At 64.1% G+C, this 25,024-nt stretch carries 21 protein-coding genes, 1 pseudogene and 2 riboswitches; of the genes and pseudogenes, 9 read left to right on the top strand and 13 right to left on the bottom strand.

Annotation, left to right across the window (positions count from 1 at the left end; genetic code table 11):
- Together ACNFCI_RS11010 and ACNFCI_RS11005 are read left to right on the top strand one after the other, a co-directional pair.
- Positions 1-1,750, top strand: a pseudogene (locus tag ACNFCI_RS11010) (hypothetical protein); the annotation flags it as partial.
- Between the two features lie 198 nt (positions 1,751-1,948).
- Positions 1,949-4,042: a putative bifunctional diguanylate cyclase/phosphodiesterase gene (locus ACNFCI_RS11005; RefSeq protein WP_416767985.1), complete on the top strand. Its 2,094-nt coding sequence runs from the start codon at positions 1,949-1,951 to the stop codon at positions 4,040-4,042.
- Here the strand turns inward: ACNFCI_RS11005 and ACNFCI_RS11000 are convergent.
- Complete coding sequence (locus ACNFCI_RS11000) at positions 4,039-4,299, bottom strand: DUF1652 domain-containing protein (protein ID WP_084858090.1); 261 nt, start codon at positions 4,297-4,299, stop codon at positions 4,039-4,041. The two genes, ACNFCI_RS11005 and ACNFCI_RS11000, sit on opposite strands and share 4 nt — an antisense overlap.
- A 515-nt stretch (positions 4,300-4,814) precedes the next feature.
- Between ACNFCI_RS11000 and ACNFCI_RS10995 the strand changes: the two genes are divergently transcribed.
- On the top strand, positions 4,815-5,729 hold the full coding sequence (locus ACNFCI_RS10995; protein ID WP_084858089.1) for a site-specific integrase: 915 nt from the start codon (positions 4,815-4,817) through the stop codon (positions 5,727-5,729).
- 87 nt (positions 5,730-5,816) lie between these two features.
- Here ACNFCI_RS10995 and ACNFCI_RS10990 read toward each other — a convergent pair whose 3' ends face one another.
- Positions 5,817-7,007: a type II secretion system F family protein gene (locus ACNFCI_RS10990; RefSeq protein ID WP_084858088.1), complete on the bottom strand. Its 1,191-nt coding sequence runs from the start codon at positions 7,005-7,007 to the stop codon at positions 5,817-5,819.
- Between the two features lie 11 nt (positions 7,008-7,018).
- The gene (gene gspG / locus ACNFCI_RS10985) at positions 7,019-7,444 is read right to left on the bottom strand and encodes a type II secretion system major pseudopilin GspG (protein WP_084858087.1); all 426 of its coding nucleotides are present in this window, start codon (positions 7,442-7,444) and stop codon (positions 7,019-7,021) included.
- Positions 7,445-7,627: 183 nt separating this feature from the next.
- Between gspG and ACNFCI_RS10980 the strand changes: the two genes are divergently transcribed.
- From ACNFCI_RS10980 to ACNFCI_RS10965, 4 genes are all read left to right on the top strand, one after another.
- The gene (locus tag ACNFCI_RS10980) at positions 7,628-8,236 is read left to right on the top strand and encodes a lytic transglycosylase domain-containing protein (protein WP_324815473.1); all 609 of its coding nucleotides are present in this window, start codon (positions 7,628-7,630) and stop codon (positions 8,234-8,236) included.
- A gap of 107 nt (positions 8,237-8,343) precedes the next feature.
- The gene (locus ACNFCI_RS10975; RefSeq protein ID WP_416767984.1) at positions 8,344-9,798 is read left to right on the top strand and encodes a sensor histidine kinase; all 1,455 of its coding nucleotides are present in this window, start codon (positions 8,344-8,346) and stop codon (positions 9,796-9,798) included.
- Between the two features lie 290 nt (positions 9,799-10,088).
- Positions 10,089-11,582, top strand: coding sequence for a sensor histidine kinase (locus tag ACNFCI_RS10970; protein ID WP_324815475.1), 1,494 nt, complete (start codon positions 10,089-10,091; stop codon positions 11,580-11,582).
- Entirely contained in the window at positions 11,551-12,975 is a 1,425-nt protein-coding gene (locus tag ACNFCI_RS10965; RefSeq protein WP_416767983.1) for a sigma-54-dependent transcriptional regulator, read from the top strand. The genes ACNFCI_RS10970 and ACNFCI_RS10965 overlap by 32 nt, the downstream gene beginning before the upstream one ends.
- Positions 12,976-13,037: 62 nt before the next feature.
- Here the strand turns inward: ACNFCI_RS10965 and ACNFCI_RS10960 are convergent, their stop codons facing one another.
- The 3 genes from ACNFCI_RS10960 to ACNFCI_RS10950 all read right to left on the bottom strand — a co-directional run bounded on the left by ACNFCI_RS10960 (position 13,038) and on the right by ACNFCI_RS10950 (position 15,424).
- A complete protein-coding gene (locus ACNFCI_RS10960; RefSeq protein WP_084858095.1) occupies positions 13,038-13,349 on the bottom strand; it encodes a hypothetical protein in 312 nt (103 codons plus the stop codon).
- A gap of 82 nt (positions 13,350-13,431) precedes the next feature.
- Positions 13,432-14,784: a GntP family permease gene (locus tag ACNFCI_RS10955; protein ID WP_084858083.1), complete on the bottom strand. Its 1,353-nt coding sequence runs from the start codon at positions 14,782-14,784 to the stop codon at positions 13,432-13,434.
- Positions 14,785-14,884: 100 nt separating this feature from the next.
- Complete coding sequence (locus ACNFCI_RS10950; RefSeq protein ID WP_224455986.1) at positions 14,885-15,424, bottom strand: gluconokinase; 540 nt, start codon at positions 15,422-15,424, stop codon at positions 14,885-14,887.
- Between the two features lie 208 nt (positions 15,425-15,632).
- Between ACNFCI_RS10950 and ACNFCI_RS10945 the strand changes: the two genes are divergently transcribed.
- Complete coding sequence (locus ACNFCI_RS10945) at positions 15,633-16,652, top strand: LacI family DNA-binding transcriptional regulator (RefSeq protein WP_368828869.1); 1,020 nt, start codon at positions 15,633-15,635, stop codon at positions 16,650-16,652.
- Positions 16,653-16,671: 19 nt separating this feature from the next.
- Here the strand turns inward: ACNFCI_RS10945 and ACNFCI_RS10940 are convergent, their stop codons facing one another.
- From ACNFCI_RS10940 to ACNFCI_RS10910, 7 genes are all read right to left on the bottom strand, one after another.
- A complete protein-coding gene (locus ACNFCI_RS10940) occupies positions 16,672-19,986 on the bottom strand; it encodes a transporter substrate-binding domain-containing protein (protein WP_368828870.1) in 3,315 nt (1,104 codons plus the stop codon).
- An 11-nt stretch (positions 19,987-19,997) separates the two neighbouring features.
- Positions 19,998-20,612, bottom strand: coding sequence for a response regulator (locus ACNFCI_RS10935; RefSeq protein WP_416767982.1), 615 nt, complete (start codon positions 20,610-20,612; stop codon positions 19,998-20,000).
- Positions 20,613-20,821: 209 nt separating this feature from the next.
- Positions 20,822-21,076 (bottom strand): DUF1272 domain-containing protein, encoded by a 255-nt coding sequence (locus ACNFCI_RS10930; protein WP_084858078.1) that lies wholly within the window; start codon positions 21,074-21,076, stop codon positions 20,822-20,824.
- A 42-nt stretch (positions 21,077-21,118) separates the two neighbouring features.
- A complete protein-coding gene (gene cobM, locus ACNFCI_RS10925; RefSeq protein ID WP_084858077.1) occupies positions 21,119-21,871 on the bottom strand; it encodes a precorrin-4 C(11)-methyltransferase in 753 nt (250 codons plus the stop codon).
- A gap of 36 nt (positions 21,872-21,907) precedes the next feature.
- The gene (locus ACNFCI_RS10920; RefSeq protein ID WP_368829025.1) at positions 21,908-22,300 is read right to left on the bottom strand and encodes a cobalamin biosynthesis protein; all 393 of its coding nucleotides are present in this window, start codon (positions 22,298-22,300) and stop codon (positions 21,908-21,910) included.
- 17 nt (positions 22,301-22,317) lie between these two features.
- Complete coding sequence (locus tag ACNFCI_RS10915; RefSeq protein WP_084858075.1) at positions 22,318-23,007, bottom strand: CbtA family protein; 690 nt, start codon at positions 23,005-23,007, stop codon at positions 22,318-22,320.
- Between the two features lie 10 nt (positions 23,008-23,017).
- The gene (locus tag ACNFCI_RS10910) at positions 23,018-23,203 is read right to left on the bottom strand and encodes a CbtB domain-containing protein (protein ID WP_084858074.1); all 186 of its coding nucleotides are present in this window, start codon (positions 23,201-23,203) and stop codon (positions 23,018-23,020) included.
- A gap of 94 nt (positions 23,204-23,297) precedes the next feature.
- A riboswitch (cobalamin riboswitch) is annotated at positions 23,298-23,518 on the bottom strand.
- A gap of 141 nt (positions 23,519-23,659) precedes the next feature.
- Positions 23,660-23,858: riboswitch (cobalamin riboswitch) on the top strand.
- 98 nt (positions 23,859-23,956) lie between these two features.
- Between ACNFCI_RS10910 and cobW the strand changes: the two genes are divergently transcribed.
- Positions 23,957-25,024 carry a cobalamin biosynthesis protein CobW gene (gene cobW, locus ACNFCI_RS10905; RefSeq protein ID WP_324815489.1) on the top strand — a complete coding sequence of 356 codons (1,068 nt, stop codon included), beginning with the start codon at positions 23,957-23,959 and terminating at the stop codon, positions 25,022-25,024.

The raw sequence follows: 25,024 nt of genomic DNA, 5'->3' as shown, positions 1-25,024 counted from the left end.
CCTGCCCGAGGCCAACCGCATGCTGCTCGACTACTGGGAAGCGCTGCGCATCCGCCTGTACAACCTGCGGCACAACCTGACGCTGGACGGCCAGCCCTTGAACCTGCCGCTGTATGCTGCGCCGGCCGACCCGAAGGCCCTGTGGGCCGACGCGGTGGCCGCCGAGGCGGGCGGGGCCAATGCCTTGCCGACCATCGACAACGTGCCGGCGTTGCGTTTCATTCCGCTGATGGAAGGGGCGCGGACCATGGCGTCCCAGCTCATCCAGTTCGGCAGCACGATGCAGAACATCCTGGAGCGGCAGGACGCAGAAGCACTGGCAGAATTGCTGAACACCCAAGGGGTGGAACTGGCGGCCAGCAGTGTCGAGGTACAAAAGCAGACCCTCAAGGAATTGGCAGCCGAGCGGGTGACGCTGGAAAACTCACTGGAAGGGGCCAGGTTGCGCCACGACCATTACCATGCCCTGTACGAAGAAAATATCAATGCGCAGGAAAACAACGCGTTGATCATATCCACAACGTCCCAATCGCTTCACGTTGCCTCGACGATATCGATGGGCGTGGCGGCGTTTATAGATGGATTCCCCAAGATATTCGGCATGTCAAACGGCAATGCCAGGCCATCTGAAGTGGTCAGGGCGGTCGGTTATGGATTTGCCGCGAAAGCACAGGCTCTTGACGTAGCATCATGGCGAATCGGTCAGGAGCAAGCCTATTGCCGACGCCGCCAGGAGTGGGAAATCCAGTACAAGGCGGCCGAACAGGAAATGAAAGTCATCCAGGCCCAGCTCGACGCCTTGGCCGTGCGCGAGACCTCGGCCAACATGCAGATTGCCCATATGCAAACCCAGTCGGCCCATGCCCAGGCACAGCTGGAGCTGCTGCGCGGCAAGTTCACCGGCAAGAAGATGTACAGCTGGCTGCGCTCGCGCCTGGCCACGATTTTCTACACCTATTACGACCTGACGGCATCGCGCTGCATGATGGCGCAGAAGGCCCTGCAATGGGAAATGGGTGACAACACCCGCTACCTGCGCACCGGCACCTGGAATGGGGCCTGGGCCGGGTTGCTGTGTGGCGAGGGGCTGATGCTCGCCCTGGGGCAGATGGAAAACGCCTGGGTGAAATGGCAGAAGCGAGAGCTGGAAGTGACCCGCACCGTCTCGCTGGCACAACTGTTCGAAGGACGGTTCACTTCAGGTAAGACGCAAGGGGATAACCCGAAAACGCTCAATGAAGCGCTCAAGCGCCTGATCGAAGATTCGGGGGTCAGCTTTGGCGTCGACAAGTTCCCGTTGAGCAAGCTGGAAATGGCAACTACGGGTGACTTGGCGGTTCACTTCGGCTTGAGTGAACTGGGCCTGGCAGGCGATTTCAACCGTAAGGTGCGCAGGGTGCGCAGCATTGCCGTCTCCCTGCCGGCATTGCTCGGCCCTTACCAGAATGTGCGTGCACGTCTGCGCACGGACGCCCAGGGGCTGCCGCATGGTTGCGAGGAGACCGTGATCTCCCATGGCATGCAGGACAAAGGGCTGTTCTCACCGGATGGCGGTGACTCCCATCCGCGTTGGGGCGCCCAGTGGCTGCCTTTCGAAGGGTTGCACATTGCAGAGGTTAACGCCGATGAAAAGCAACCCGGTGCCAAAACCGTGATGACCCTGAGCTTTGCCGATGCCAAAGGCGACCAGCAAGCGTTGCTGGAGAGCTTGAGCGACATCATCGTGCACGTGCAATTTACCGTGCGCTGACCAGGGCGGGGAGGGGCAACCCCTCCCTTGCTCGCCTGCAACCACGGCGCGTTCGTGGTGCCATGCCGCGCAGTCCGATGGGCTGCGCGACCTTTTCGTCCAGCTATCCCCCTCCTCGAAAGCCCGTGCGTTTCACCGGCGCTCCAGTACAATGAGCGGCTTTTTCCGGACTCATGTACAGCGCTGGCTGGGATTCGAATGCTGATCGGTAGCTACTCCTCTTCCCTTGTGTTGATTTCATTGTGCGTGGCCATCCTGGCGTCCTATACCGCCCTGGACCTGACTGGTCGCATCGCCACGGCCAAGGGCCGTTCGGCCTACCTGTGGATGGGAGGAGGCGCCTTCGCCTTGGGCGTGGGCATCTGGTCGATGCACTTCATTGGCATGCTCGCCTTCAGCCTGCCCATCGAGCTGGGGTACGACCTGACCTTGACGGCACTGTCGCTGCTGATCGCCGTGCTGTCCTCGGCCTTCGCCCTGTGGCTGGTGAGCCAGCCGAGCCTGCCCTGGCTGCATTTGGGGCTGGGGGCATCGATCATGGGCGGCGGGATCGCCAGTATGCACTACACCGGCATGGCGGCCCTGCGCATGCTGCCGGGCATCGACTATGACCCGACGTTGTTCGGCGTGTCCCTGGGCATCGCCGTCGGGGCTTCGGCGGCGGCATTGTGGATCGCCTTCCGCCTGCGCCAGCATACGCCCTATGTGCGTCATATCCGGGGTGCGGCGGCGGTGGTGATGGGCATCGCCATCGTGGGCATGCATTACACCGGCATGGCAGCAGCCAATTTCCCGGAAGGCAGTTTCTGTGGCGCGCTGGCCGGTGGCCTGCGTGGCGACGGCCTGGCCTACCTGGTGTTGATCACCACCTTGGCGGTGCTGGCGGTGGCGCTGCTCACTTCAGTGCTGGATGCGCGCCTGGAGGCGCGTACGTCGGCATTGGCGCATTCGCTGACCCTGGCCAACCAGGAGCTGACCCAGCTGGCCCTGCACGACACCCTGACCGGCCTGCCCAACCGCACCCTGTTGGCCGAGCGCATCGAGCAGGCGATCAGCAAGGTCGCGGAGCAGGGCGGCTGTTTCGCCCTGATGTTCATCGACCTGGATGGCTTCAAGCCGGTCAACGATGCCTTTGGCCACCATGTCGGCGACCAGCTGCTCAAGGCCGTGGCGGCGCGCCTGCGTGGTCATTTACACAGCCAGGACACCCTGGCGCGTATCGGTGGCGACGAGTTCGTCCTGCTGGTGGCGCTGGACGAACCGGCCGATGCCATGGACGTGGCGGTCAAGCAGGTCGACCTGGTGGCCCGGCCCTACCGTGTGGCCGAGCATGACCTGCAGCTGTCGGCGAGCGTGGGCATCGTCCTGTACCCCGGCAACGGGCAGGACCAGCACGAACTGCTGCGCAACGCCGATGCTGCCATGTACCACGCCAAGAGCGCCGGCAAGAACGGCTACAGTTTCTTCGACGTTTCCATGAATACCAATGCACGCCAGCAACTGCAGCTGTTGCAGGACCTGCGTGCGGCCCTGCAGCATGGCCAGTTCCGCCTGCACTACCAGCCCAAGTTCGACGCAGTTGCCCGCCAGCCGATCGGTGCCGAGGCGCTACTGCGCTGGGAGCACCCGCAACATGGCCTGCTGTTGCCGGACCGTTTCATCGGCCTTGCGGAAAAGACCGGGTTGATCATCCCGATCGGTGACTGGGTGCTCGACGAAGCCTGCCGGCAGATGCGCGTATGGCTTGACCAAGGGCGCAGCGACTGGCGCATTGCGGTGAACCTGTCGGCCATCCAGTTCTGTCACGCCGGGCTGGTCGACAGCGTGGCCCGTGCGCTGCAGGACAACAACCTGCCGGCCAATCGCCTGACCCTGGAAATCACCGAGACCACGGCCATGCGCGACGCCGATGCCAGCCTGGCGGTACTGCAAAAACTGTCCGGCATGGGGGTGGATCTGTCCATCGACGACTTCGGTACGGGCTATTCCAGCCTGATGTACCTCAAGCGCCTGCCGGCCAACGAGCTGAAGATCGATCGCGGGTTCGTCCGCGACCTGGAGCAGGACAGCGACGATGCGGCGATCGTCTCGGCCATCGTCGCCCTGGGCCAGGCCCTGGACCTGCGCATCGTCGCCGAAGGTGTGGAGACCAATCGCCAGCAGGAGTTCCTCACCCGGCTGGGTTGCGATTCGTTGCAGGGGTACCTGCTCGGCCAGCCCGTGCCGGCCGAGCAGTTCATGGCACGGCTAGATGCCATGGGCCAGCCTGACGACGAGGTTCGGGCTGGCTAGACCGCGTCCCGCAAGACATAGGAAGGTTCGAACGCTTCCATCTCGGCCTCGACGGCCTCGATGATACGTTCCACGTCCGCTGCGGGCATGATCGCGGCGCAGGGGATGCCGGCGATGGCCAGCAGGGTTTCGCCGGTCGCGCGGTCGAACAGCCGTGCCACCATGCTGCGGGGGGCATCCATACTGGCTTCGAAGCCCAATGGGTGAAAATGCCAGCGCATCACCTGGCAGGCGTTGGGGAACGTCATCTTGTTCATGCCAGCCTCCTTGTTCTGATCCTGAACCCGGTGATCGGCCGCTCACTCGGCCGGTGGGAATCTAACCATAGCACCTGTATCGCCAGTATCTCGCGCCGAACATGACAAAAATGCCATTGCTTGACGTACGTCACAGGCGAGCGGTGGCTGGCCGTGCGGCGCAAGCCGCCGGGGCAAACGTTTTTCCGGGGCAGGACCGGCCGGTCTGGAGGTTCCGGCCATTGATCGAGAAACGTTGCACTTTCAGACCAGCGGTCCATCTGGTAGGTCACCAACCGCATCAGGTACAGCTATCCGACGGGATGAGGATGGAGCGATCCTCGGTTCGAACAGTGGGCGGCTAATGGGGTACCATCACCAACCGTGCCACCGGCAGCCCTGAATGTCGAAGTGATGGCACGGCCTGGGTCTCAATGACCTGTCCATTTTTGTTGTCGCGCTGATTTATTAACCCAGTCGTAATGACTCGCTTCATGCCATACCCTGCTCGAAGCTCCCGCTACAGGATCCACGTTTTGTCCGACCACCTGCACAATCCTCTGCTGCAGTACCTGGCCCGTCTGGCCCCCTCCAGCCAGCTGACCATGCGCTATATCCTCCAGGACGCAGCCGACCGCCTGGGTTTCGTCGACTGCGATGTCACCGAGGTGCCGTGGCACCTGCTCGAGCCTGGCCATGTGGTCGCCCTGGTGGCGGCGCTGCGCGCCGATGGCTACGCGCCCAATACCTCGTCGTTGTATGTGAACGCGGTACGTGGCGTGATGAACGAAGCGTGGCGCCAGGGGCTGATAGACCATGAAAAGCTGATGCACATCCGCGAGGTCAAACCGGCCAGCGGCAGCCGCCTGCCACCGGGGCGTAACCTGCGGCGCAGCCTGATCCGCGAGCTGATGGACGTGTGTGCGGCCGACCCGCGCCCACAAGGCGTGCGCGATGCCGCGATCATCGCGTTGTTGTATGGCACGGGCATGCGCAAGTCCGAATCGGTGGACATCGACCTGGCCCAGGTGGACTTCCAGGCACGCAGCCTGCAGGTGGTGGGCAAGGGCAACCGGCAGCTGATCAAGTACGCACCGGCCTGGGCCTTCGAGAAGCTGCAGGCCTGGCTGGACCTGCGCCGCGCGCACCTGCCGGCGGGCGAGGCCGACGATGCGTTCCTGTTCAACCGTATCCGGCGCGGCAGCCACATTACCCGGGCGCGCATCACCAAGCATGCGATCTACTACATCGCGCGCCAGCGTGGGTCGCAGGTGGGGGTGAAGATCATGCCCCACGACTTCCGCCGGGCATTCATTACCCGGGTGATCGAGGAGCATGACCTGTCGATTGCCCAGAAGCTGGCGCACCACGCCAATATCCAGACCACCGCCAGCTATGACCGGCGTGACGACAACGAGCGGCGTCGGGCGGTGGACCGCTTCGACTATTGACCTGATCCGCTCCTACGAAGGGCTCGCGATCGGTCGCGCAGCGGCCGCAAACCGGGCGACCCCGGTCCTTCAGGGCCGGCGTGGGTTTCAATGAATACTTGAAGCCAGCTCGAAGATCGGCATGTACATGAGGATCACGATCAGGCCGATCAGCAGCCCGATGAAGGTCATCAGCAACGGCTCGAACAGGCGCACGAACCATTCCACCCAGCGGCCGATCTCCTGGTCATGGAAGTCGGCGCAGCGCTCGAGCATCTCGCCCAGGTTGCCTGAGCGCTCGCCCGCCCGCAGCAGGCGTAGCGACACCGGCGTCACCAGCTGCCCCGCCTCCAGCGCATCGGACAGCGGCAGGCCTTCGCCCACACGTCGGCAGGCCTGTTCCAGGCCTTGCGCAGCGGCGCTGCCGAGCAGGCCTCGGGCCATGCCCATGGCGGTGAGGATAGGGATGCCGCCCTGCAAGAGAATGCCCAGCGAGCGATAGAAGCGGGCAAGCTCATACATCACCAGGCGCTGGTGCAAGGCCGGCAGGCGCCGCAACTGGCGGCTGGCCCAGCGGCGCACGGCAGGATGGCGCCGCAGCAGCGCCAAGGCGCAAAGGCCACCCAGTGCCGCCGATGCCAGGGGCAATTGCTGCGCATGCAGGAACAGGCCGACCTGCATCAAGACCCGCGACAACCAAGGCAGCTCGTTGCCCATGCCCTCGAATACCAGGCTGAAGCGAGGCACCACGTAGCCGAGCAGGAACAGCACCACGCCGCCGCCCACCAGCAATAGCAGCAACGGATAGACCGAGGCACCGACCAGCTTCTGCCGAACCAGGTCCAGGCGTTGTCGGTAACCGATATAGCGTGCCAGCGCATCGCCCAGCGCGCCGGTGCGTTCGCTCGACTGCACCAATGCTACATACAGGGCGGGGAATATCTTCGCCTGCTGGCCGAGGGCCTGTGACAGCGAGTGGCCCTCGTAGAGCTGGCGTACCAAGGCTTCCAGCACCTGGCGCGCCGAAGGGGTGGGGGCCTTCTCGGCCAGGCTCTCCAGGGCTTCTATCAGTGGCAGGCCGGCACTGAGCAAGGTGCCCAGTTCCTGGCTGAACAACACCAGGTCGAAACGTGCCGTGCGGCGCCAAGGCAGCGAGTGCAAGCCGCCGCCCTGGCTGCGCAGGCTGACCACCCGTAGGCCTTGTGCCTCGGCGTGGCGCCGCGCCTGGCCGGCATCCTCGGCCTCGACCTGCAATTGGACGATGCCCTGCCGGCCCAGGGCCTTGAGGCTGTAGCGCATGGCGGCTCTCCTCATTGCCAGCTGGTGATTTCGGCATTTTCTCCGTCTCCGCCGGGCTGGCCGTCCTTGCCCATCGAGAGCAGGTCGTATTCGCCGCCGTTTTCACCGGGTTGGCGGTAGATATAGGGGCGCCCCCAGGGGTCCTGAGGCACGGCCTTCTGCAAGTAGGGGCCCGACCAGCGTTGTTCGCCGCTTGGTGCAGTTACCAATGCCTGCAGGCCCTGCTCGCTGCTGGGGTAGTGGCCGACCTCCAGGCGGTACAGGTCCAGTGCCTTGCCCAGGCCTTCGATCTGCGCTCGGGCGACCTTGGCCTCCGAGCGGCCGAGCTGGCTGAAGTACTTGGGTGCGACGATGCCGGCCAGAAGGCCGAGTACCACCAGGACCACCAACAGTTCGAGCAGGGTGAAGCCGCGTTGGGTGATGGATCTGCGCTGCATGGTGAAACCCTCCAGTGCGTTCGGGCAGGTTCGCCTTCGTCATGCAACAGCCGTGCACGTCTGGCTCGGGGCCTTGCGCCATGGGCCATGGCAAGCGGCACAGTGCTTGCGTTCCAGCTGGAAACCCTGGGTTTTCCGGGGCATTTCCCCCACATCGGGGGCCACGACGGGGAGGCAGCCGACATGCGTGGAATCATCCTGGGATTGGTCTGGTTGGCGGCAGGTGCCGCCCAGGCCGACATGTACATCGCCATCGATGCCAAGGGCGGCTATGTGCTGTCCAACGTGCATCGACCAGGGCGGCACTATGAAAGGGTCATCAGCGAGCCCCAGGCCCACGCCGGGCCTGTCGATGCGCAACTGATCACCGGGCGCCCCTACGCTGACCTGGTGGCCGCCGCCGCGCGTACCCATGGCGTGCCGCAAGCGCTGCTGCATGCGCTGATCAAGGCCGAATCCGGCTACAACCCCAAGGCACGCTCGCCCCAGGGCGCGGCTGGGCTCATGCAACTGATGCCCGGCACGGCGAAGGAAATGGGCGTCAAGGATGTGCTCGACCCGGCAGCCAACCTGCAAGGCGGTGCACGCTACCTCAAGCGCATGCTCACGTTGTTCGACAACGACATAACGCTGGCCGTGGCCGCCTACAATGCCGGCCCGGAAGCTGTGCTCAGTCGGGGGCGGGTGGTGCCGCCGTTCGCCGAGACGCAGAAGTACGTGCCCAATGTACTGCGTGACTACCGCCGCTTGCAGGGGCTGGCCGAAGATGCGCCGCTCTACAGCGGGTGGTGAAGCCGGAGCGTGTGGCGTTTTGCCAGGAACCTGTTCGGTGAGCAGCGGGCGAACCCCCAACTCTGGGCTATAACCTTCAGAAGGTGCCCCAGCCGTTGGAGTCCGTCATGGACCTCGCCCCACGTTCCGACACACTCGAAGTGCCCGCAGGTGGTGATGGCGGTACGGCCCATAAGCCGTTCGACCTGTTGCGCTGGTATGCCTGGGTCAGCCTGGCGATCATCGTCTCGGTGGCCGTGGGTCTGGGCCTGATTTCCAGCCGTTTCATCATCAACGAGAGCGTCGAACGCGATGCGCTGCTCTCTGCGCAGTTCATCCAAGCCATCGCCGACGCCGAAGTGCGCCACGTGTCCATCCCCAATGTGCGCACGATGGGCGACCTGCTCGATTCGCGCATGGACCTGGCCATGCCCGATGTCGACCCAGATGCACGGCGCCGCGCCCGTGGCGAGTTCCTTGACCATATCGCCCACTTGCCGGATGTACTGCTGGCCAATATCTACGCGCCCGACCGTACGGTGATCTGGTCGAGCAACCCGGCATTGATCGGCAAGATGATCGAGTCCGACGACGACCTTGAGCGTGCCTTCGAATACAAGATGCAGGTGTCGGCCAGCTACCACGATTTCGACGATGCGCGCAGCGAGCAGAAATTCGTGACCCCACCCAAGCAGCTGTTCATCGAGAACTATATTCCGCTGTTCGACGCCGATGGCCAGCGGGTCGCGGCCATGGTCGAGATCTACAAGGAGCCCCATGACCTGATCGTGCGCATCGAACACGGCCTGCTGTTGATCTGGCTGGCCATCGCCATCGGGGCGAGCCTGGTCTACCTGGGCCTTTACGGCATCATGCGGCGTGCCGCCCGAGTGATGGCGGTGCAGCAGAAGCGGCTGATCAGCAACGAGACCTTCGTGGCGCTGGGTGAGATGTCCTCGGCGGTCGCCCACAGCCTGCGCAACCCGCTGGCCAGCATCCGTTCAAGCGCCGAACTGGCCCAGGCGTTCGACGAAGGGCCGGCGCAGAAGAACATCAACGACATCATCAGCCAGGTCGATCGCATGTCCCAGTGGGTGCGCCAACTGCTGCAATCGCTGCGCCCGCTCAATGACGATGCGGTCCCCGTGGACCTGTCGCAAACGCTCCAGGACAGCTTGCAGGCCTTCGCCGTGCCGCTGGGGCGCAGTGGTGTGAGCTTGGATCTCAAGCCCTTGCCGCCGCACCAGGTGCTAGGGCATCCGGTGTTGCTGGGGCAGATCTTCAACAGCCTGATCGCCAATGCCCTGGAGTCGATGGAACAAGGCGGCCAGTTGCGAGTGGAGGTGGTGCGCCAGGACCGTCGCAGCTTGACCTTGCGGGTTTCGGACACCGGCAGAGGAATGAGCGAACAACAGCAGCGCATGGCCTTCCGGCCCTTCTTCACCACCAAGCAAGGTGGGCTTGGGGTTGGGCTGGTGTTGGTCAAACGGATCATGGAGCGCTTCGGTGGCTCGGTCCGACTGAGCAGCCGGGAGGGCGTGGGTACGAGCGTTTCCTTGAGCTTTCGGCTGATCAAGAGTTAAAGCAAATCAGCATATAGCTTTTATAACTATTTGTTTTTTAAATAATTTTTGTTTTTGGGTGAAGAGTACCCCAATTGTGGGTCCTTGATCTCGATTCGAGGTTATAAATGTTTCATAACTTGCTGTTTTATTTGGATATTCAATTTCAGAAATGGATTGGCCGGTTTCTTGCTGCGCCCTTTGACGACAGACGGCGGCAGCAGCGCAACAGGCAAAGTGCTATCACCTTGCTACGGGCGGTAGCACCGCCTTGCTTCCTTCGATGAAGACCTCAGAGCGGGAACCCCACCATGCAGACGCTGGATCATGATGTTCCCGACAAGACGTCGCCTGGCTCGAGCGGGTTGGCCGCGCCGCTGCGTGAATTCAACTTGCTACGCTGGTTTTCGGTGATCAGTCTGCTGGTGATCGCCGCCGTGGCCGGAGGGCTGGGTTACTTCTCCACCCGCTTCGTGGTGCGCGACAGCGTCGAGCGCGACGCGATGCTCACTGCCCAGTTCATCCAGGCCATGGCCCAGGCCGAGGTCCGTCATTCGCAATTGCCGCCCGGCACCACCATGGGCGAGTTGCTCGACCCGCGGCTGGACGAACAGCACTTGCAGATCGCGCCGGCACTGGTCAAGTCGACCCGGGTGGAATTCCTCGACCATGTCGAGCACCTACCTGACACGCTGCTGGCCAATGTCTATGCCCACGACCGCACGATCGTCTGGTCAACCAACCCGGAATTGCTAGGCAAGCGCATCGCCGAGGACGACGACCTGGACCACGCCTTCCATTCGCGCAAGCCAGTGTCGGCCAGCTACCACAAGGCCGACGAGGATCGCGAGGAGCAGAAGTTCCAACGTGAGCCGCAGTACCTGTTCATCGAGAACTACATCCCGCTGTTCGACAGCCAGGGCGAGCAGGTGTTGTCGATGGTCGAGATCTACAAAGAGCCCCAGGACCTGGTCCGGCGTATCCAGCGCGGCTACGTGCTGATCTGGGTGTCGACCTTGCTGGGCGGGGCGCTGGTCTATTTTGGTCTGTTCTGGATCGTGCGCCGCGCCGCCGGCATGCTCCGTCACCAGCAGGACCGCCTGGTGGCCAGCGAGACCTATGTCGCCCTTGGCGAGATGTCCTCGGCGGTGGCTCACAGCCTGCGCAACCCGCTGGCCAATATCCGCTCCAGTGCCGAACTGGCCCAGGAAATCGCCAGCGAGCCGGCACGCAAGAACATCGCCGACATCATCAGCCAGGTCGACCGCATGTCGCGCTGGGTGCGTGACCTGCTGGTGTCGTTGCGCCCGACCAGCGACGAGCCCGAGGCGGTGGACCTGGTAGCGGCGATCGAGGACACCCGGCTGGCGTTCCTGCAGCAGATCGAACGCAACGGCGTGCAGTTCAGCTTCGAAGGGCCTACCCAGCTTTGGGTGGCCAGCCAGCCGTTGCAGTTGACCCAGATCCTCAACAGCCTGTTCGCCAATGCCCTGGAGGCCATGCCCAAGGGCGGCCTGTTGTGCGCCGAGGTCAGCAACCTGGAGGGGCAGCAGGTGAAGCTGGTGCTCAGCGATACCGGCAAAGGCATGAGCCAGCAACAGGAGCGGATGGTCTTCAAGCCGTTCTTCACCACCAAGCAGGGCGGCCTCGGTGTTGGCCTGGCCCTGGTCAAGCGCATCATGGAACGCTTTGGCGGCTCGGTCAGCTTGAGCAGCCGCGAAGAGGAAGGAACCCGCGTCAGCCTTGTCTTCAATATCGCAGCGGGAGGGGACCATGGGGCCCAGCATTCTGGTGGTCGAGGATGACGAGATCCTCGCTGACAACATACGCACATACCTGGCCCTGAAGGGCTTCGAGGTCACGGTCTGCCATAGCGCCGAGCAGGCATTGGAGCAGATTCGGCAGGGCCTGCCCGACGCCGTGCTGACCGACAACTCATTGCCGGGCATGAGCGGCCACGATTTGCTGCGCAATCTGGTGGCCCAGGCGCCGGATCTGAAAGTGATCATGATGACCGGCTACGGCAACGTGGAAGATGCCGTGCTGGCGATGAAGGAGGGCGCCTTCCACTACCTGACCAAGCCGGTGGTGCTCGCTGAACTCAAGCTGATGCTGGACAAGGCGTTGGCCGCCGAGCGGATGGAGCGTACCTTGTCGTTCTACCAGGAGCGCGAGGCGCAGAAATCCGGGTTGCAGGCGTTGATCGGCGAGTCGCCGGTGATGCAGAGCCTCAAGCACACCTTGCGCCAGTTGCTCGATGCCGAACGGCGCATGGCCAGCGACGACCTGCCGCCGGTACTGGTCGAAGGCGAGACAGGCACTGGCAAGGAACTGGTGGCCCGTGCGCTGCATTTCGATGGCGCGCGCAGCAAGGGCCCGTTCATTGAGTTCAACTGCGCTTCGATCCCGGCCAACCTCCTGGAGGCCGAACTGTTCGGCCATGAAAAAGGCGCGTTCACCGACGCCAAGGAACGCCGGGTGGGCCTGGTCGAGGCGGCCGACGGTGGTACGTTGTTCCTCGATGAGATCGGCGAGATGGACCTGGTGCTTCAGGCCAAATTGCTCAAGCTTCTCGAAGACCGCAGCATTCGGCGCATTGGTGCGGTGAAGGAGCGCAAGGTCGACCTACGGGTGATCAGTGCCACCAACTGTAACCTCGAGCAGATGGTCCAGCAGGGCAAGTTCCGTCGCGACCTGTTCTTCCGCTTGCGCATCATTGCCCTGAAGGTGCCGCGGTTGTATGCCCGCGGGCAGGACATCCTGCTTCTGGCCCGGCACTTCCTGGCCCATCACGGCCGCCGCTATGGCAAGCCCAACCTGCGCTTCAGTGCCGAGGCCGAGGCCTTGATGCTCGCCTACAGTTGGCCGGGCAACGTGCGCGAGCTGCGCAACATGCTCGAGCAAACCGTGCTGCTGGCGCCCAGCGACGTGATCGCCGCCCATCAGCTGAACCTGTGCATGACGCTTGTCGATGAACCCATGGCCCAGCCGATGCCCACAGCATTCGAGCTGCCGCGTCAGGAGCCGGAGCCTGGCACCAGCCTGCCGGACATGGAGCGCGACCTGGTGTGCAAGACCCTGGATCGGACCGATTGGAACGTCACCAAGTCGGCGCGCCTGCTGGGGTTATCGCGGGACATGCTGCGTTATCGGATCGAGAAACTGGGGTTGACCCGGCCCGACAAGCGTCAGTGGTGAGGCTTGGCACGTGATATAGGCGCCGCAAAACCAGTAGTTTTGCGTTGTTCCGTGCGCACACCTCAGGGCTGGCCGCTATCGCCGCCGCGCGTCCCGCTGCCATCGCCATGCCCGCGCATCCCTTCCGATCCGCCACCATCCATCCCGGGCAGGTGGCGATTGTCGTTCTGTTCGGCGGGCGGGCTGTCCGGGTCATTGCCCTGGATCCGCGGGTCGGTGTCGCGCGGCATGGGTTTTTCGATCGGGTTGAGCGTGCTGTCGGCGCCGGGCTGGGGCGCGGGGCTGTGCGGGTCGTCCGGGTGGGTCGGCCCGGTACCCGCCGCCAGGGCCAGGGGAGAGGCCAGCAGGGCGGCGAGCAGGCAGGTACGGTGCAGCTTCATGGGGGGCTCCTTGTAAATGACCTGTACCGGGTTGGGCTACAGGCCTGCCGCAAGGTGCCACCACCACGATGAACGGTCAGACCACCGTCGAAAGCAGCATGATGAAGATGATGCCCACCACCGAAAGGATGGTTTCCATCATGCTCCAGGTCTTGAACGTTTCAGCCACGGTCATGTTGAAGTACTGCTTGACCAGCCAGAAACCCGCGTCGTTGACGTGGGACAGGATCAGCGACCCCGCACCGGTGGCGAGCACCAGCAGTTCGCGGTTCACCCCGGGAACCAGGTCCACCACCGGGGCGACGATGCCAGCGCCGGTGATGGTCGCCACGGTGGCCGAACCGGTGGCGATACGGATCACCGCCGCCACCAGCCACGCCAGGAGGATCGGTGAGATCTCGGCCTGTACCGCCATCTGCCCGATCACGTTACCGACACCGGTGTCCACCAGCATCTGCTTGAAGCCGCCGCCGGCACCGACGATCAGTACGATGGCGGCGGTGGGCGCCAGGCTCTGGTCGAGCATCTTCATGATCTGCTGGCGCGAGAAGCCGCGGGCAGAGCCGAAGGTGTAGAACGCCAGCAGCAGGGCGGCGAGCAGGGCGGTGATCGGGTGGCCGATCAGGTCCATCCACTGGCGCACGATGTGTTCGGCCGGCAGCACTACGTCAGCAAAGGTCTTGAGCAACATCAGCGCCACCGGCAGCAGCACGGTGAGCAGGGTGATGCCGAAGCTTGGCAGGTTCTGCTGGTTGGTTTCGCGGGCGATCTGGTCCATCAGCTCCTGGGACGGGTTGCCCGGGATGTAGCGGGAGATGAAATTACCGAACAGCGGGCCGGCGATCACGGCGGTCGGCAGCGCGACCAGCAGGCCGTAGAAGATGGTCTTGCCGATATCGGCATGGAAAATACCGATCGCCAACAGGGGGCCCGGGTGCGGCGGTACCAGGCCATGGACCACGGAAAGGCCGGCCAGCAGCGGGATGCCGATCTTCACCAGGGACACCCCGGAGCGGCGGGCGACGATGAACACCAGCGGGATGAGCAGCACGAAGCCGATTTCGAAGAACAGCGGGATGCCCACCAGGAAGGCGGCGAACATCATGGCCCAGTGCACCTTCTGCTTGCCGAAGGCGCGGATCAGGGTCTGGGCGATCTGGTCAGCGCCGCCGGAATCGGCCATCAACTTGCCGAGCATGGTGCCCAGCGCCAGCACGATGCCGACGAAGCCAAGCACGCCGCCAAAGCCGTCCTGGAACGACTTCATGACCTTGGCCACCGGCATGCCGGAGGTCAGGCCGAGAAAACCCGCGGCCAGGGTCAGGGCGACGAAGGGGTGGACCTTGAAATGGGTAATCAGCAGGATGAGCCCGACGATGGTCACCAGGGCGTCGAGCAGCAGGAAGGTATCAGTAGCCAGTCCGAACATGGTTGAAGTGCCTCGATCTTATCGTTGTTTTGGCGAAACGTTCGACACGCTCAGGTGTCGAGACAGCGCTGTCTTTGGTGAGCCGGACAAACCGCCGGCATCAGGCAGTTCGCGCCAGTCTCCGGTCACCGCAGGGCTTTAGCCAGGTATCTACGGCCTGGGCCAGGGTCTCGATCGGCTGGGTGGCGTCCAGCGTCAGGGTCAGCGGTTCGCCATGGGGCGGCTCGAGGGCGGCGAACTGGCTGTCGATCAGGCTGGCCGGCATGAAGTGGCCAGGGCGGGCGAGCACGCGTTTCTCGGCTTCGGCCGGGGTCAGCTCCAGGAATACGAAACCAAGACCCGGCACGGCCTGACGCAGGGTTTCGCGGTAGCGGCGCTTGAGCGCGGAGCAGGTGAGGATGGGGCGTTCACCGGCCTGGAGCGTGGCTTGCAGTTCCTGGCCCAGGCGCACCAGCCAACCGGCACGGTCATCGTCGTCCAGGGGAATGCCGGCGCTCATCTTGCGAATGTTCTCGGCAGGGTGAAAGGCATCGCCTTCGATCAGGCGACCGCCGCTGGTGCTGGCAATGGCCGAACCGATGCAGCTCTTGCCGCAGCCAGCCACACCCATCACCACTATTGCAGACAGGGGAGAGTTCATCAGTACCTCCTGCGGGGTAAGATAGCGCTGTCTCGCTGACGACGAAACGAGGATGCAAGCGCCACCCTCCCGGGTGTTATTGGTCTTGTCTTCACGCAGTATGGACGCTGGGCACATAGCCGCTAAAGTTTTACGTTGCCTGTGTCCTGAGACAGCGCTACCTTAGTGGCCGTTCCCCTTTCTGGCAAGTAGTAAAATTACAACTCCCATGTCCCGCACAGGCTCGCGTACTACCGGTCGCCCCACTCTGGCAGAAGTCGCCAGGCTCTCCGGCGTTTCTCCCATCACCGCCTCGCGCGCCTTGCGCGGCGTCAGTACCGTCGCCCCGGAGCTGGTCGAGAAAGTCATGGTCGCCGCTGCCAGCCTTGGCTATGTGGCCAACCCGGCTGCGCGGGCGCTGGCGTCGGCGCGCAGCCAATCGGTGGTGGTGCTGATTCCATCGCTGTCCAACCAGCTGTTCATCGATACCCTAGAAGCGATCCACGAGGTGATGCGCCCGCGCGGGCTGGAAGTGCTGATCGGCAACTATCACTACGACACTGCCGAAGAAGAAAACCTTATCCGCAATTACTTGGCCTACCAGCCCTGCGGCATGTTGCTCACCGGCTTCGAGCGCAGCGACGCCGCGCGGCAGATGCTGATGGCCAGCGGGGTGCCCTGCGTGCACATGATGGAGCTGGGCGGCGAGGCGGGCCAGCTGTCGGTGGGGTTCTCCCAGCAGCAGGCCGGGCGTGCAGCGGCACGCCACTTGATCGAGCGAGGCCGGCGGCGCCTGGCGTTCATCGCCGCCCAGCTCGACCCGCGGGTGATGCAGCGCGCCGAGGGCTTTCGCCAGGCCCTGGCCGAAGCCGGCCTGCACGCACCGGAGCTGGAGCTGCTGGCGCCGCAGCCTTCGTCCATCGCCCTTGGCAGCGAGCTGTTCAGCCGTTTGCTTGTGCAGTCGCCGGACGTGGATGGCATCTTCTTCTGTAACGACGACCTTGCCCAGGGCGCGGTGCTGCAGGCGTTGCGCCAAGGGATTCAGGTGCCGCACCAGGTGGCGATGGTTGGCTTCAACGACCTGCCGGCCTCGGCACACATGGTGCCGCGCCTGACCTCGATCCGCACGCCGAGGGCCGCTGTCGGCCGCGGTGCGGCCCAGGCGTTGCTGGCCCTGCTCGACGGCAAGCGGGTGGCGACCGAGCAGCAGGACCTGGGGTTCGAGCTGATGGTTCGCGAAAGCACCTGAGGTTCGGCTGGCTGAGGGGTCAAGCCGACGTATCGAGCCTGTCGAGACTTTCCTGCAACTCCCGCAGCAGGATTTCCAGGCTGGCTTCCAGGCGGTGCAACGCGGCCCCGCTTGGCTGGCCCTGGGCGATGGCGTGCTCGACCGCTTCGCAATCGCCTACCACGCCACGTACCTTGAGCATCTTGGCACCCCCTTTGATACGGTGGGCCAGGGCGCGGGTCGCTTCGTCTTCGGGCGTGTCGCCCAGGGCCCGCAGCGCGGCGAGGTCTTCGCTGGCGCTATGGGCAAGCTGGTCCAGCAGGCGACGAATGAGTGTCTCGTCATCCTGGGTCAGGTGACGCAGCTCATTGAGGTTGAAGCCAGTGGCCGGGACATCGACCGGGCTGGGTTCCTCAGGCGCTGGCGGTTCGGAGGTCGGCAACGGCTGCGGTCGCGCCTGGGGCAGGTGGGCCTTGAGTGCCTGCAGGCCGATGGGCTTGAACAGGCAATCGTCCATCCCGCTGGCCAGGCACCGGGCCTTTTCCTCGGCCTGGGCATTGGCCGTGATGCCAAACATCCGGCAAGGCGGTAAATTGCGCTCACGTTCCAGGGCGCGAATCCGCCGGGTCAGCTCATGGCCATCCATCACGGGCATGCTGCAGTCGGTCAACACCACATCGAAGCTGCTGGCTTCCCATAGCGCCAAGGCTGCCGCACCGTGTTCGGCCAGGGTGACCCGATGCCCCAGGGTCGCCAACTGCTTGTCCAGCAGCAGGAGGTTGGCCGGATAGTCGTCGACCACCAGGATATTCAATGGCCCGCTCGCCTCTGATGGGGGGGCTTCGGGGTGTTCGTGACAGGGCAGTGGCGTGGCAGGTGGCAGGGAAAGCTCCACTTCGATCCGGGTACCCATGCCTTCCACGCTTTGCAGGTGCAACTGGCCGCCCATGAGCTCGGCCAGGGTGCGGCTGATCACCAGCCCCAAACCTGCGCCCTGGCGGGCCTGGGTCCCGTTTACCTGGGCGAAGGTATTGAATAGCCTCGCCTGGTTCTCAGGGCTTATGCCGATACCCGTGTCCTGTACGGCCAATGCAACGCGAACTGGTGCCCCGGGCGCATCCGGAGCAAGCTTCAGGCTGACCTTCACGCTGCCGTGGTCGGTGAACTTGATGGCATTGCTGATCAGGTTGGAGAGAATCTGCTTAAGGCGCACCGGGTCGGCTTGCAGCCAGGCCGGAGCTTGGGGCAGTTCGGCGTCCAGAAGCAGGCCTTTGATGCGGGCATTGCCTTCGAACACACGCAAGGTCGAGCGGACCAGCTCGACCAGGTCCGTGGGCGCCGGTTGCAGGGTCAGGTGGCCGGACTCGATGCGCGAAATATCGAGGATGTCGCCGATCAGCTCAAGCAGGCCTACCGCCGAGCCGTGTGCGGTTTGTAGCGCCTGTGTGTCGCTGCGGCCGTGACGGCTGTCTTCCAGCGCGAGCTCGAGCAGGCCGATCACGGCATTCATGGGCGTGCGGATTTCGTGGCTCATGATCGCCAGGAAGGTGCTCTTGGCCTGGCTGGCCTGTTCGGCGTCGTCCTTGGCCTGGCGCAATTGCTCCAGCAAGCTCCGGCTCAGGGCCAGCTGGGCCTGCAGGGCGCGTTCGGCCTCGGTGCGCTGGTGAATGAGCTTGCGCAGGTAGGTGTTCCAGAACACCACGCCGGCCAGCAGCAGGACGGCCAGCGCGAGGACTTGCAAGACCAGGGTGCGGTAGTTGCGCCACGGGCTGTCGCTGACCACGGTGGTGGTGCGCCAGCGATTGACCACCTGATCCAGCTCCTCGGGCGGTATGCTCAACAGTGTCTTGTTCAGGATCGATTGCAACAGTGGCTGGTTGGGCGCCACCGCGAAGGCCGCCACCGCCGGTTCGTCACTCTGCAGGCCGGCGATGCGCAAGGTGTTCTTGAACACATGGGCGATGTAATAGCTGGCATTGATGTGCGAACTGAGGGCGACATCCGCCTCGCCATTGGCCACTGCTTCCATCAGCTCCAGGTGGGTGTCCACTTCGACCAGGCGTGCACGAGGGTATTTCTGCCGCAGCGTCTCTCGCTGTGGGGCGCCGCGCAGCAGTGCGACCCGTCGCCCGTCCAAGGCGGTGGGGGCGCCGGCCCAGTAAGCATCGCTGCGGGTGACCAGGACCCTTGGGCTCACCAGGTAAGGGCGGGTATAGCGCAGGCGTGCCGCCCGCTCGGGGCCATAGCCCAGGGCGCCGATCATCTCGGCTTTACCCTCGGCCACCTGGTCGACCATTTCCTGGATCGAGTCGCGTTCGACGATTTCGAAGCGCAGGCCGGTCAACAGGCGGATCTGCTTGAGCAGATCGATCGTGATACCGCTGGGGTGATGTGCAGCGTCATTGAAGGTCAGGGGGGCGAGCGAACTGTTTACCAGTACGCGGATTTTCGGGGTTTGCTTGATCCAGTCCTGCTCTTCGGCAGTCAGGGCCCCGGTGTGGTTCTTCAGTAGCAGGCTGGTGTTGCCGGTGCTCCAGCGGCGCAATATGTCCAGCCGTTCACTGTCACTGATCCTGGCGAGGGCGCTATCGACCAGTCGCTGTAGGCGAGGGTTGTCGCGAGCCAGGGCAAAGGCGAAGACATCCGTCGCCAGCGGGCTGAAATGGTCGATCTTCACCAGGCCCTGCAGACTCTTGCCAACCAGGTAGTCGGTGCTGATGGCATCGCCCAGGTAGGCATCCACCTCGCCCAGCGCCACGGCGGAGAGCCCTGCCAGGGTAGAGCGATACAGGCGTAGCTGCGCCTGGGGGTATTGCTTGCGGACCTCGGATTCCGGCAGGTAGTGATCGACCATCGCCAGGCGCAAGCCGGCCAGGTCCTTGGCGTGCCGGGCGAGCATCCGGTCTTGTCGGCTGACGATCACTGGCAGGTCATCGGCATAAGGTTGGCTGAGCACCAATTGGGCATCGGCGGCCTCGAACGCGTTCGAGCTGCCCAGCAGGTCGATGCTGCCTGCGTGGAGTGCCTCGATGGCTGCCTGGCGATCGGGGAAGCGTCGGACTTCGATCGCCACACCCAACTGTGCGGCGATCAGGCCGGCATAGTCGGCGCTGATCCCTTCGTAATCGGTGAGGCTGGTGTTGATCTCGAACGGTGGGTAGTCCGGCTTCGAACTCCCGAGCACCAGCGTCTTGCGCCGCTCCAGCCATTGCCGATCGACCGGGTCCATCGGCAAGGGCGGTGCGACGCTCAGGGACCGGGCCAGCAAGTGGCGTGCCTCGCTGTCCGTGCTTGCCGCTGGCGAGGTGGCTACCAGGCATAGGCCCAATAGAAGAACGCCCAGCGCACCTTTCATGCCGAGTGCGTTCAAGCGACCTGGTTGCGCTTGGCCAGGTCAACCATCTCGACCAGCGACTCGGTCTTGAGCTTGTCCATGATACGACCCCGGTAGGTGCTGATGGTCTTGGCGCTGAGGTTCATGCATTCGCCGATGAATTTGTTGTTCTCCCCTCGGCTGAGGCGACGCAGCACTTCCATTTCGCGATTTGAAAGGCTCCCTAGGCGTTCGCACTCGCTCTCCAGCGAACTGCTGTTGACCGACATCTGTGGAAAGGTCGAGTAACCCTTGACCAGCGCCTTCAAGGCGAACACCAGGGCGTCGAGGTCTTCATCCTTGTTGACGAAGGCGGCAATCCCGGCATCCAGGCAGCGACGTACATAAAGGTCGGCAGGTTGGCCGATGAGCACCATGATCTTCGGTGCAGGCTCAAGCAATTGTAGTCGCTTGATCACTTCCATGCCGTCAAGGCCAGGTAGGCCGATGTCGAGGATCACCACGTCGGGGCGCAGCGAGCGGGCCTGCTGCACGGCATCGATACCGTCTCCTGATTCACCGATGACGCGAAAACGTTCGCGTTCGAGCAACATGCGTACCGCGAGTCGAACGGTTGGATGGTCGTCAACCATCAGAACGGCTGTCATTGGATAACTCCTGTAGGAATGTGGTCCGTTTCCTGAAATCCCGCAGGAATACCCTCTGGGACCTGCGCGGAGCGCGCAAGATACGTTTATTCGGGGGGCATAGTAATGGGAAGCGTAGGGATGTTGAATAAACGAAGTGTGTTTGTTGAAAATTCCTACAAGCGGCATGGCAATGGTACAGGCTGGGCAGTCATCGCAACCCGCGGTCCCTATCCGCCGGCCCGGGTGCAGCGGCTATGGGGTTTGATGACGCGCTGGCCTGAGGCCGGGTTGTTCAGCAGGGCGGTTCCGACTCGAGGTGGCCGAGGGGCCAGTTGGCCACCGCAATTCGGGCAACGTCCCCGGAAATGCTCCTCGTCGCAGGCCCGGCAGAAGGTGCATTCGAACGAGCAGATCCTTGCGTCCGGGCTGTCGCCTGGCAGGTCGATGTCGCAGCATTCGCAGTTGGGGCGCAGTTCGAGCATCTGTGTAACCTCATATGTTTTTTGTAGGAATGATCTTGAGCTTCAGCCCAAGGGGCGATAGAGGTGAGCGTGCCCGGCCCGGTACAAGGCCGACTCGGCGAATGGGGTGTCGCCCAGCACATGCCCGACCAAGATCAATGCCGTGCGCCGGAAGCCTTTGGCTGCCGTGAGCGCGACGATATCCTGCAAGGTCCCACGCACCCAGTCCTGGTCCGGCCAGGTGGCGCGGTGCACCACGGCAGCCGGGCAATCCGGGCCGTAGTGGGGCAACAGCTCGGCGACGATACGTTCAAGGTGCTTGACGCCCAGGTGGATCGCCAGAGTGCTGCGGTGTCGGGCCAAGTCGGCCAGTTGCTCGCCCGCGGGCATGGGCGAGCTGTCCCCGTAGCGGGTGAGGATCACCGTCTGCGCCACTTGCGGCAAGGTCAGCTCGCAGCCGAGCAGGGCTGCGCTGGCGGCAGTGGCCGTGACGCCTGGGATGACCTGGTAGTCGATACCCAGCTCGCGCAGGTGGCGGATCTGCTCGCCTATAGCGCCGTACAGGCTCGGGTCGCCACTGTGCACGCGAGCGACATCATGGCCTTGTTCATGGGCGCTGCGCATGGCTGCGATGATCTGGTCGAGGTGCAGTTCGGCGCTGTTGATCACCGTATGGGCATTATGGCCCTGCAGGACGGCTGCGGGCACCAGGGAGCCGGCATAGATGATCACCGGGCACTGACGGATCAGGCGCTGGCCCTTGATCGTGATCAATTCCGGATCGCCGGGGCCGGCACCGATGAAGAAGACCGTCATGGGAAGTCCTTGCAGTAGGGCAATAAGGAGCAGCGATTATCGGCTGCACGCCAAGGCAACGGTAGCCCGGTCGCCTACCTGGCGTGGCACCAGCAACCGGGGCGTCCCTTTTTTTTGTGCGGCCAGCGCCAAGGCTGCACTTTCGGCGACCCCCCAGCAGCCACTGTGGTTGAATGCGGCGGCCGAGCGATGGCTGAGCAATGGTTCGAAGGCGTGCAATTGTACGGACGGAAACAGCGTCAGGGCGAGCCCGAGGCGGCTGGCCAGTGCCTGCAACCCGGCTTCTTCGGCCTTGAGGTCGATGCTGGCGATGCCGCGCAATTGCGTCAGTTGCAGGCCATGGGCAGCCAGTGCGTCACGCAGGAGCCGCTCGAGGTGGTCGGCCGGGCATCCTCTGCGGCACCCAAAGCCGGCGTAGAACGCCGGCAATAGGGGAGGGCGAGTCATCAGGCCTGGCTGGAGCGACGATAAAGCCAGGCGCTGAGCAGGCCGAGAGCGAGCCAGAAGGCCGCGTTGGTCAACCAGGAGGCAAGCTTGAATTGGGTCTCCAGGGCCTCGGGGGCCAGGCTCTCATGGACGGTTGGTTGCGGGGCACCGACCAGATGGGGAATTGCTAGCAAGGCCACGCCGAGCGTCTTGAACAGCCAGTGCCGAGCGAACACCGCCAGTGCCAGGCCTGCGGCGGTGGCAGCCGCCGTGCTGGCCCACCAGGCCTGACGTTGGCCCAGGTCGGCCGCGACAGTGCCCGGCAGTTCCGGGGGCAGCCCGAGGGTCGGCGCCAGGCAGAACACCGCAAAGCCGGCCAGCCCCCATAGCGCACCGGTGCTCAACGTGCGGGGCTCGCGAAGGCTGTACAGCGCAGCGAGGACCAGGGCGAAGCCGACGGCCACCACCAGGTTGCCACCGGTCGTGGACACCAGGCGTTGCCAGCCGTCTTCAGGGGCCCAGGCTTCGGCGTCGTGGGTGTGGGCGGCCACGCCATCGTCATGCGCGTGGTGCTCGGCGCTCGGGGCGTTGTTTTCGTAGGTTTCCGCCTGGAGAATCAGCGGCGTGACCCAGAGACTCTGCAACAAGGTCAGCAACAGGGCAGCGAGCAGCCCGCTGAAGCCGGCGGTTCGGGCAATGCGCTTGATCATGCAGGCGTACTCAGTGGCAAGGGAAGGCGGCGCTGTGGCGGGTATCGTGGGCGGCGTTGTGCACGGCCTCGATGTGCGAGAAGCCGGCGAAGTAGACCAGGCACAGGCCCAGCAGGCTGGCGCCGATGGCGAGGAGCACGCGCTGGCTGAGGCTGACGGGAGTGGCGATGCTGTGTTTGGCGCTGGTGACGGACATGACGCGTTCCTCTGCTTTTTTATGGGCGACGGGCACGGGCGTCACGCCTGGGCAGAGCTTGCCCAAGGCACACGACAGCACCCGCCCACCGCGGGGTGTTCATTCGTCGTCAGGCCGGTCTCCGGGCTGGCGAGGAGGAGGCAGGCTCCCTGGACAGCGTCACCTTCCCATGCCATACGACGCGGCACAGTGGTCAAGACGCGCACTCGCTTACCGTTGCGGGGGCAGCACCGGCCTTGCCCGGCCCCTTGGGGCCTGCGACGCACCGGTTTCCCGTTTCACCCCCGAGGGGGCACCTGAACGCAAGGTGCAAGCAAAGCATGCGGCCGATGCTCCGTCAATTGGTGTCGTAGGAGCATCTCCTGTGGGAGCGGGTAAACCCGCTCCCACATAATCCGTTCTCTATGGAGATGGTGGGAATATTGCGCTGATGGTTGACCGCCTACCCACCACTGCGTAGCCTTGCCGCTTCGAGGTTCTGCGGCGTCGGCCGCAGCTAAGACGGGAACGCGGTCCAAGCCGCGGCTGCCCCCGCAACTGTAGGCACTGAACAGGATCGACACAGCCACTGCGCTCCGCGCGGGAAGGCGTCGCTCCACCGGCCACGGCCGGTACGGTGCAAGCCAGGAGACCTGCCTCGTGACGTTTTCGACTTTCAACCGGGCGGGGTGATCCGGTGGCGAACGAGCCCGGCTGGCAAGCCCGAGGCTTTCGTCCTGCATGCCCGCGCCATCCTGCCAAGGGCATCGCGACATGAAAACACTGGCCAAGCTCCCCGTCACCATCGTCACCGGCTTCCTCGGCTCGGGCAAGACCACCCTGCTTCGGCACATGCTCGACAACGCCCAGGGCCGGCGCATCGCGGTCATCGTCAACGAGTTCGGCGAACTGGGCATCGATGGCGAAATCCTCAAGCAATGCAGCATCGGTTGCACCGAGGAGGAGGCCAGTGGCCGTGTCTACGAACTGGCCAACGGTTGCCTGTGCTGCACCGTGCAGGAAGAGTTCTTCCCGGTCATGCGTGAACTGGTGGCACGCCGCGGTGACCTGGACCACATTCTCATCGAAACCAGCGGCCTGGCCTTGCCCAAGCCACTGGTACAGGCCTTCCAGTGGCCGGAAATCCGCAACGCCTGCACCGTCGACGCAGTGATCACCGTGGTCGACAGCCCGGCCGTGGCCGCCGGTACCTTCGCGGCCTATCCCGACCAGGTGGATGCCCAGCGCAAGCTCGACCCCAACCTGGACCATGAGTCGCCTCTGCACGAGCTGTTCGCCGACCAGCTGGCCAGCGCCGACCTGGTGGTGCTCAACAAGGCTGATCTGATCGATGCTACAGGCCTGGCCAAGGTCCGTGCCGAGGTGCTGGAGGAGCTGCCGCCGGCGGTCAAGGTCATCGAGGCCAGCAGCGGCCGCCTGCCGCTTGAGGTGCTGCTTGGCGTGGGGGCCGAGGCCGAGGCGCACATCGACGGTCGCCGTACCCACCATGATGCCCATCACGACGGCGATGACCACGACGATCACGACCACGATGCCTTCGACTCCATTTCCATCGACCTGCCGGAGGCGGACGAGAGCCTGCTGCTCGACGCCCTGACCCAACTGGTGGTGGAGTTCGGCATCCTGCGCGCCAAGGGCTTCGCCGCCATCCCCGGCAAGCCCATGCGCTTGCTGATCCAGGGCGTCGGCACCCGCTTCGACAAGCACTTCGACCGTGCCTGGCGCGCCGAAGAGCCGCGCATCACGCGCCTGGTGCTGATCGGCCAGGACCTGGACTCCGCGCAGCTGGAAGCGCGCCTGCGCCAGGCCCTGGGCGCCTGA

Source organism: Pseudomonas sp. NY15356, from assembly GCF_048068175.1.
Classification (GTDB): Bacteria; Pseudomonadota; Gammaproteobacteria; order Pseudomonadales; family Pseudomonadaceae; genus Aquipseudomonas; species Aquipseudomonas putida_K.
This window is presented reverse-complemented; position numbering and strand designations above follow the sequence as displayed.

Excerpts from the sequence above, each read along its gene's own strand:
- ACNFCI_RS10930 (WP_084858078.1), bottom strand. The coding sequence starts at position 21,076 with ATGCTCGAACTGCGCCCCAACTGCGAATGCTGCGACATCGACCTGCCA.
- ACNFCI_RS10980 (WP_324815473.1), top strand. The coding sequence starts at position 7,628 with ATGCGTGGAATCATCCTGGGATTGGTCTGGTTGGCGGCAGGTGCCGCC.
- ACNFCI_RS10955 (WP_084858083.1), bottom strand. The coding sequence starts at position 14,784 with ATGTTCGGACTGGCTACTGATACCTTCCTGCTGCTCGACGCCCTGGTG.
- ACNFCI_RS11005 (WP_416767985.1), top strand. The coding sequence starts at position 1,949 with ATGCTGATCGGTAGCTACTCCTCTTCCCTTGTGTTGATTTCATTGTGC.
- ACNFCI_RS10950 (WP_224455986.1), bottom strand. The coding sequence starts at position 15,424 with ATGAACTCTCCCCTGTCTGCAATAGTGGTGATGGGTGTGGCTGGCTGC.
- ACNFCI_RS10910 (WP_084858074.1), bottom strand. The coding sequence starts at position 23,203 with ATGTCCGTCACCAGCGCCAAACACAGCATCGCCACTCCCGTCAGCCTC.
- gspG (WP_084858087.1), bottom strand. The coding sequence starts at position 7,444 with ATGCAGCGCAGATCCATCACCCAACGCGGCTTCACCCTGCTCGAACTG.
- ACNFCI_RS10970 (WP_324815475.1), top strand. The coding sequence starts at position 10,089 with ATGCAGACGCTGGATCATGATGTTCCCGACAAGACGTCGCCTGGCTCG.
- ACNFCI_RS10965 (WP_416767983.1), top strand. The coding sequence starts at position 11,551 with ATGGGGCCCAGCATTCTGGTGGTCGAGGATGACGAGATCCTCGCTGAC.
- ACNFCI_RS10945 (WP_368828869.1), top strand. The coding sequence starts at position 15,633 with ATGTCCCGCACAGGCTCGCGTACTACCGGTCGCCCCACTCTGGCAGAA.
- ACNFCI_RS10915 (WP_084858075.1), bottom strand. The coding sequence starts at position 23,007 with ATGATCAAGCGCATTGCCCGAACCGCCGGCTTCAGCGGGCTGCTCGCT.
- ACNFCI_RS10975 (WP_416767984.1), top strand. The coding sequence starts at position 8,344 with ATGGACCTCGCCCCACGTTCCGACACACTCGAAGTGCCCGCAGGTGGT.
- cobW (WP_324815489.1), top strand. The coding sequence starts at position 23,957 with ATGAAAACACTGGCCAAGCTCCCCGTCACCATCGTCACCGGCTTCCTC.
- ACNFCI_RS10990 (WP_084858088.1), bottom strand. The coding sequence starts at position 7,007 with ATGCGCTACAGCCTCAAGGCCCTGGGCCGGCAGGGCATCGTCCAATTG.
- cobM (WP_084858077.1), bottom strand. The coding sequence starts at position 21,871 with ATGACGGTCTTCTTCATCGGTGCCGGCCCCGGCGATCCGGAATTGATC.
- ACNFCI_RS10935 (WP_416767982.1), bottom strand. The coding sequence starts at position 20,612 with ATGACAGCCGTTCTGATGGTTGACGACCATCCAACCGTTCGACTCGCG.
- ACNFCI_RS11000 (WP_084858090.1), bottom strand. The coding sequence starts at position 4,299 with ATGAACAAGATGACGTTCCCCAACGCCTGCCAGGTGATGCGCTGGCAT.
- ACNFCI_RS10940 (WP_368828870.1), bottom strand. The coding sequence starts at position 19,986 with ATGAAAGGTGCGCTGGGCGTTCTTCTATTGGGCCTATGCCTGGTAGCC.